General features: G+C 59.2%; 7 protein-coding genes. 3 read left to right on the forward strand and 4 right to left on the reverse strand.

What is annotated here, in order from left to right; genetic code table 11:
* The 4 genes from AC1DT3_RS08565 to AC1DT3_RS08580 form a co-directional block, all read right to left on the reverse strand.
* Nucleotides 1-467 (reverse strand): DUF2804 family protein (locus tag AC1DT3_RS08565; RefSeq protein WP_477464831.1); only part of this gene is annotated, 467 nt, incomplete at its 3' end.
* 4 nt (nt 468-471) lie between these two features.
* Nucleotides 472-1332, reverse strand: coding sequence for a carbohydrate ABC transporter permease (locus tag AC1DT3_RS08570; protein WP_477464832.1), 861 nt, complete (start codon nt 1330-1332; stop codon nt 472-474).
* On the reverse strand, nt 1329-2255 hold the full coding sequence (locus AC1DT3_RS08575) for a carbohydrate ABC transporter permease (RefSeq protein ID WP_477464833.1): 927 nt from the start codon (nt 2253-2255) through the stop codon (nt 1329-1331). Before AC1DT3_RS08575 ends, AC1DT3_RS08570 begins: the two co-directional genes overlap by 4 nt.
* A gap of 19 nt (nt 2256-2274) precedes the next feature.
* Nucleotides 2275-3645, reverse strand: a complete 1371-nt coding sequence (locus tag AC1DT3_RS08580) for an ABC transporter substrate-binding protein (RefSeq protein ID WP_477464834.1) — start codon at nt 3643-3645, stop codon at nt 2275-2277.
* Between the two features lie 846 nt (nt 3646-4491).
* Between AC1DT3_RS08580 and AC1DT3_RS08585 the strand changes: the two genes are divergently transcribed.
* From AC1DT3_RS08585 to AC1DT3_RS08595, 3 genes are all read left to right on the forward strand, one after another.
* Nucleotides 4492-5688: a CaiB/BaiF CoA transferase family protein gene (locus AC1DT3_RS08585; protein ID WP_477464835.1), complete on the forward strand. Its 1197-nt coding sequence runs from the start codon at nt 4492-4494 to the stop codon at nt 5686-5688.
* 66 nt (nt 5689-5754) lie between these two features.
* Nucleotides 5755-6936 (forward strand): acyl-CoA dehydrogenase family protein, encoded by a 1182-nt coding sequence (locus tag AC1DT3_RS08590; protein ID WP_477464836.1) that lies wholly within the window; start codon nt 5755-5757, stop codon nt 6934-6936.
* Between the two features lie 177 nt (nt 6937-7113).
* Nucleotides 7114-7379 (forward strand): helix-turn-helix domain-containing protein (locus tag AC1DT3_RS08595; protein WP_477464837.1); only part of this gene is annotated, 266 nt, incomplete at its 3' end.

Genomic DNA, 7379 nt, shown 5'->3' on the forward strand with positions numbered 1-7379 from the left:
CTCCACGGGACCAGCACACCCATCGACTCGTGGTCGGGATCCTCGAACACTTGAAGGTCGAGCTTGACGCGCGCCGTTGCAACGTGAAGTGCCGTTCCCCGCTCGTTGGGCAGCAATCGGACAAGGATGTCCTTGCCCGTGGCAATCATCGGCGCGCTCAGTGTCAAATCGGACAATGCTCCAGCCGGCGGAAGCCAGCGGTTCTCACGTGTTGCGCAAACGTCGTGCGTCCGCAGATCGATGAAGGTCGATGCGATATTGGCACGATAATCATGATGAGAGATATTTGCCGTGACCAGGAAGTCCTCGGTGATGACGCACCAATACTCAAACCGTTTGTTGCGTCCCCATCCCTTCAAGTTGGCACGGTGCAGCGGCTTGCGACTCCATCCAATGGCAGCCGGGTTTAGGCGACCATTGGAGAGACACATGTCGACCGGTTCGGTGATTTCGCGCTCGGTTCGCATGCCGTCATCCCTTCGTGGCGCCATCGGCGAGCCCCTTGATCAGCCATTTTTGAACGAGCAAAGCAAACACGACGACAGGAAGCACGGTCAGCGTGCCGACAGCGGTGAGAGCCCCCCAGTTCGCACCGTTGACCGTGTCCCCGGCGATGCCCGCAATTGCGACAGGAATCGTTGTTGCATCCCGGTTGGTGAGCACGAGCGCGAACAGCAGTTCTTCCCACGCCAGGATGATGCTGAAGATCAGTGTCGACAGGATCCCGGGCAATGAAATCGGCACGATGATCCGAAAGAAGGCGCCGAACCGCGTGCACCCGTCGAGCATGGCGGATTCTTCCAGCTCGGGGGGAAGCGCTTTGAAGAAGCCGCGCATCAGCCACATCACGTACGGGATGAGGAACGTGCAATAAGCAAGGATCAGGGTGATGTGCTTGTCGGTCACGCCGAGGCTGCGCGCGACGAGAAACATCGGGACGGCCAGCGCAATTGGCGGAACACCCCGAGACAGGAGGATCAGCGCGCCGACGGTCGCAAGGCCGCGCAAGCGAATGCGCGCGAGTGCATACCCTGCCATCGATCCGGCAACGATCGAGATAAGGCCCGCACCGCACGCGACGATCACCGTATTGAGCATGCGGTTTGGAATATCGGCGTGCTGCAGATAGCTCGTATATGTCTCGATGGTCGGGGTAAAGAAGAGCGTCGGCGGGGTCGTAAAGATGTCTCTCGGCATCTTGAACGACGTCAGCACCATCCAGAAAATGGGGAACAGGAAGACGGCGCATGCAATGATGCCTCCCCAGATCCGCACATAGCGGCCGATCGGAAGTTTGCGGCGCCTGCGAGTCGGGACAGCAAATTCAGTCAATGCCTGTCCTCCAACTTCTTGGTTCCGAGGAGAAATATTCCGGTCAGCACCATGGTCAGAACGAGGATGATGACGGCCATCGCCGCTGATTCCGCGAACTTGAGCGATCGGAACGCCTCTTCGTAGATAAACAGGTTGATGACGTTCGTGGCGTGACCAGGACCGCCATTGGTCGCGGCGAGCGCGATGTCGAACATCTTGACCGCGCCGAGCCAACGCACGATGAACGTCGCTGCAATGATGGGAATGAGCAGCGGGATGGTGATCGACCAGAACTTCGTCCACCAATTGGCGCCGTCGATCTCAGCGGCTTCGAACACGTCGCGCGGAAGCGAGAGAAGGGCCGCAGTCGCAATAAGCGTGACGAAAGGCGTCCACCGCCACGTATCGACAATGACGACTGTCGCCATGGCGAGACTTGGATTTCCGAGCCAATCAACGGGCCCAACGCCGATCAAGCCGAGGAGATAGTTCACGAGCCCCCAGAGCGGATCCAGCAACATTCGCCAGACGCCGCCGGCGACCACCGGTGCGACGACCATCGGAATGATGAAGAGTGCACGCACGATGCCGCGCCCCTTCCATTCGGCGTTGATGAGAAAAGCGATCCCAAAACCCAGCACCATCTGCAAGGGAAGCGCGAAGGCGAGATAGATCCCTGTCACGCGGAGCGAATTCCAGAACCGATCGTCTTCGATTACGCTGAGGTAATTGTCGAAGCCAACCCACTCGGTGGCCGTAAAGGATCCGAGGTCCAGCTCCGCGAAGCTGATCTCGATCGTGTAAAAGATCGGATATGCCAGCATCGCGAGAAGCAGGATTGCGGCGGGCGTCACGAATGCCCAGCGGGCGACAACGTCCCCCACCTTTGCCGCGCGCCGAGAGAGACGCGGCGCGCGCTTAGCATGTTGTATTGTGCTCATGATGTCTCGATGAAGCGGCCTACTTGCGCAGTCGGTCGATCTTGCGGGCCGCGTTGTCGAGCGCGTCCTTGGCCGAAATCTCACCTGAGATCGCGCGGCTGGTTTCTTCCGCGAGGATCTGCTGCACCGCATCCGACTTGGCGAGGCGAGGACGCCACATTTGGCCAGCCTGCGCCGCATCATAGCCTTGCTGAAGAGCAGCATAGACTGGAACGAGCCAGGCTTGTTCGGGTGCCGTGGCGAGTGTCGATTTGCGCGCCGGGAAAACGCCGAGCGTGTTGGCGTGCCAGATTTCGCCCTTCTTCGAGCTCAACCACTGAAGGAGCGCCCATGYCGCTTGCTGGTGGTCGCTCTTGTTCGTGACCGCGCCGCTCCAGATGCCGCGATGCGCACCCGGGCCGACGCTGCCCACTGGCATGACCTGGATCCCGACCTGATCGGGAGTTAGCGTCGTCGTCGCCTGATCGACAGCCGTTCCCTTGAACACGCTGCCCCACATGAACATGGTCGCAACCTGCCCCTGACGGAACGCCTGAAGCGACTCGTTGAAGCCGTGGCTGACACCACCGGGAGGCGCGAATTTCAACAGATCGATATGCGTCTGAAGCGCCTTTACGCCTTTCTCGTTGTTGAACGCGGACTTGTTGTCCTTGTCGAGCAAGACGCCGCCGTCGGAGTTGAGGATCGTCTGCCAGATGGTGGGCGTGAGAGCGTCGCGCATGAAGTACGTATCGACGCCCCACGCATCGGGCTTGCCGTCGCCATTAGTGTCCAGAACCAGCTTTGGCCCTTGAGCCATATACTCGCTCCACGTCAGTTTCGGCGTGGGAGCGGGAAGGCCGGCCTTCTGGTAGAGGCTTTTGTTCGTGAACATGAGAAGCATGTTCGAGCGCAGCGGAACACCGTACTGCGCGCCGTTCCACTCACCGGCCGCGAGCGGAGCCGCATTGAAATCGGTCCAATCGAAATCGGACGCGGTCCATTTTGCGGCGTCCTTCTTGAGATCGAGAAGCGCACCAGTTTGAGCGAGCTGCGGTATCCACGGATCGTCGGCGATGATGATATCGTAGGTCGGCTTGGTGCCGGTTACGTCGAGGAGGCTCTTTGCGAGCAGCTCGGCATAAGGCACTCCATCGATCTTCACCTTGATGTTCGGAAACACCTTGTTGAATTCGGGAACCATGTTGGTTTGCCATTGCTTGGCAAATGCTTCGTTGGCGATCATGCGGACTTCAACCGGCGCGTCGGCAGTTCCAAGCCCGCCACCGTCGCCTGCCTTTGTTTGGCCGAGCGCTGCCGTCGCGAGCGCAAGCGAAGCGACCATCGTGATGCCGAGGCCGATCGTGGCTCTGCGCGAAGCCCGTGCGTTCTTGTCGAGTAATTGCGTCATTCGAACCTCCCTATGGGGCAGACGCGCTCATCGCGCCCACGCCGCCGAGTTGCCTTCTCATTTCCCCGGACGCCGGCATCACCGCCTTGGGTCTGCCATTTAATTCCGTAGAATGGAAATTATTTCTGTTTTATGAACCGCCGAGTTTACTAGCACCGGGCCCATTTTGCGTCAACGACAGAATTAAATTTTGATATACGAAATAAAGACGATTCGAACGTTTTCGACGCTCGCATCATGAGCCTCCTYGACAGAGCGAAAGCGATTAGAAAAGTTGGCGCGAAATCCATCCCGCCCTATCCGAAACCGTTGGCATTCAAGCGGTTTAAAGACTTGGCACGCCGACCAGCGAGAGCATGCGTCAGACTCGGGAAGGAACCGACGTCAAGACACGCATCCGATTCATTTGCAGGGCGTCCTCTCGAACTGCCCTGGCTGAGTCGAGGACGATGAGGCAGAGGGAGAGACGGCCACGGTGCCTGCCATCCTTCTCCCGTTCCGCTTAGACCAAGCAACGCCCGACCAACGCGATCCGCGTAACCCTCATTTATTCCGTATCGCAAAATTTATTTCTGCTCGTTGACGTCGATATCGGCAAGGTCTATTCATCCGACAAGCAATCAGAAATAATTTTTGCGATACAAAATTTAGATTAATGCACCGGTCGCTCGTTTCCGCTCCTTGTCGTTAAGCCCAGGCTGACGGCCAGTGCGTGACGGGCGTGACCGAACCGAGTGGATCGTGGGGAGCACATTTCGCGCAGCTTTCGTTTGCGTTTCGACGAACGAAGGTGTTGCGCGATCGTGCGGAAATCCATCGACTGCAAGGGCTGGAAGGGAGAGTTCAGTGGCTGCCGTTCTGCAGGGGATCAAGGTACTCGACCTCTCGCGCGTGCTGGCCGGCCCCTGGGCAACGATGACGCTCGGCGATCTCGGCGCCGAGGTGTGGAAAGTCGAGCATCCGGAAGGCGGCGACGACACGCGATCCTGGTCGCCGCCATCGGCGCAAGGCATCGCCACATACTACCTCGCCGCAAACCGAAACAAACGCAGCATAGCCGTCGATCTCACTCATCCCGAAGGGCGCCAGATCATTCTCGATCTGGCCGCGCAAGCCGACATTCTGGTGGAGAATTTCAAACCCTCCAGCCTGCGCAAACTCGGCCTGACTTATGACGACATCCGCGCGATCAATCCGCGCATCATCCATTGCTCAATTTCCGGGTACGGTCGAGACAATCCGCTGGAGGATCGACCGGGCTACGATTTCATCCTCCAGGCCGAATGCGGGTTCATGGCGATTACCGGCGAGCCCGATGGAGCGCCGATGCGGCTGGGCGTTGCGTTCATCGATCTGGTGACCGGAATGAACGCCGTTCAGGCCGTCCTCGCGGCGCTCTATATGCGCGAGCGAACCGGTCACGGCCAACGCCTCGATATCGCTTTGTCGGACAGCGCACTCTTCTTCCTCGCCAATGTCGCGTCCGGTTACCTCAATACCGAACGAGATCCGAAGCGCTTCGGCAATGCTCATCCAAGCATCGTTCCCTATCAGCTTTTCACTTGTCTCGACGGAATCGTCGCCCTCGCCGTCGGCAACGACGAACAATACCGCCGCCTTTGCGCGAATGTTCTCGCGGCTCCCGATTTGGTTGACGATGATCGGTTCCGAACCAATCAGGCGCGAGTTCAGAACCGCGACACGCTTTTGCCGATGCTGCAAGAGGCAATCAATCGCTTCGCCCTGGCCGACCTGATGTTTCGCCTGAGCGAAAACGCCATTCCCGCCGKCGAGGTCAAAAGTGTCGCCGAGGCACTTACTTCTCAAGCCGCGCGCTACCGCGACGTCGTCATCGACACACCCCATCCCTTATTGGGCACCGTTCGTACCGTGCGAAGTCCGCTTCGCCTATCCGATGCCCCGACGGTCGATCCGACCGCGCCGCCGGGTCTCGGAGAACACACCAACGCGATCCTCCGCGACGTCCTGTCCCTCAACGAGAGCGCGATCGGCGATTTGCGCCGTGCAGGCGTCATCGCATGAGCTGGCTTCCGTCGCATCGCGATCACCTCCCCCTTCGGCTTCATTCCAATACTTCACGGATCAATCATGAGTCTCGATAGAGAGACGCTCGCTCTCCTTCTTGCAACCGTCGCGCGTTTCGTGGACGAGCGACTTCGCCCCTTGGAAGACCGCGTGGCCGACGAGGACCGAATACCGGACGAGATCGTACAGGACATGCGGGATATGGGGCTATTTGGCCTCACCATTCCCGAAGAATACGGCGGTCTCGGATTGTCGACGGAGGAGGAAGTTCAGGTCGCGTTTCTCCTCGGTCGGACCTCGCCAGCATTCCGCTCGCGCATCGGCACGAATAACGGCATCGGATCTCAGGGCATTGTCGTCGACGGCACCGCTGCACAGAAGCGGCGACACCTTCCGGCGCTCGCGGCTGGCGGCGTCATCGGAGCGTTCTGTCTGACAGAGCCGGATTCGGGCACGGACGCGGCATCTTTGAGAACAATTGCTCGCCGCGACGGCGATTCGTATGTCCTCTCGGGCACCAAACGCTTCATTACCAACGCGCCACAAGCGGGCCTCTTCACCGTGTTTGCCCGCACGGACCCGAGCCGCAGCGACGCGCGCGGCATTTCAGCGTTTCTTGTCGAGGCCGACAATAAGGGCATCAAGCTCGGACCGACCGATCGGAAGATGGGACAGCGCGGAGCGCATACCTGCGACGTGATGTTCGACGAGGTGCGCGTGCCGGCGGACAGCATCATCGGCGGTCCTGAACGAGAAGGCCAGGGTTTCAAGACCGCTATGAAGGTTCTCGATCGTGGACGACTTCATATCAGCGCGATCTGTGTCGGCGCTGCAGAACGGCTGACCGCCGATAGTCTCACATACGCCATGAGCAGAAAGCAATTCGGCCAGGCCATCGCACAGTTTCAACTAATCCAAGCCATGCTCGCCGACATGCGAACGGAGGCGTTTGCGGCACGCTGCATGGTGATGGAAACCGCCAGACGCCGCGACGAAGGCCATAACGTGTCGACGGACGCCGCTTGCTGCAAGATGTTTGCGAGCGAAATGGTCGGGCGCACCGCCGACAAGGCTGTCCAGATCCACGGCGGCGCTGGCTACATGGCCGAGTACGGCATCGAGCGCTTCTTCCGGGATGTGCGCCTGTTCAGGATCTATGAGGGCACGACGCAGCTCCAACAGATCGTGATCGCGCGAAACATGATTCGCGATGCGGGAGCGAGTGCCAAGCCGGAACTTGGGTGATCATGCCGGTTTGTTTCGTCACGAGGGATTGGCCCCCGTCTCATCGGATTCCCTGCATAGCGGCCCGTTTCGCAAGGGTCTTGCGCGCTACTCTATAACGAAATATAATTTTGATCTACGGAACTAAAACAGTCGAGCATCCCGACCGGGCGCCGACGAGCGCAAGAAGAGACAACCATGCGAAAAAGAGAAACGGCGCTCGTTCCGGATTTCGGTGACGACGTTCCCTCAAAGCGGGACCCGCAATTCGTCACGGCACTGGCGCGCGGTCTCGATATCCTGCGTGCATTCAGACGCGGCGATGGGCCTCTCGGAAATCAAGAGCTCGCAAAGCGCACAGGATTGCCTAAGGCCACCGTTTCCCGCCTGACCTATACTTTGGGTACACTCGGCTATCTAAGCTATTCGTCGGACAATTCCCGCTACAGCCTGTCGACCTCAGC

The organism is Microvirga sp. P4_G7 (assembly GCF_056401005.1).

Bases quoted from the DNA above. Each gene is read 5' to 3' on its own strand.
- AC1DT3_RS08575 (WP_477464833.1), bottom strand. From the start codon at position 2,255: ATGAGCACAATACAACATGCTAAGCGCGCGCCGCGTCTCTCTCGGCGC.
- AC1DT3_RS08590 (WP_477464836.1), top strand. From the start codon at position 5,755: ATGAGTCTCGATAGAGAGACGCTCGCTCTCCTTCTTGCAACCGTCGCG.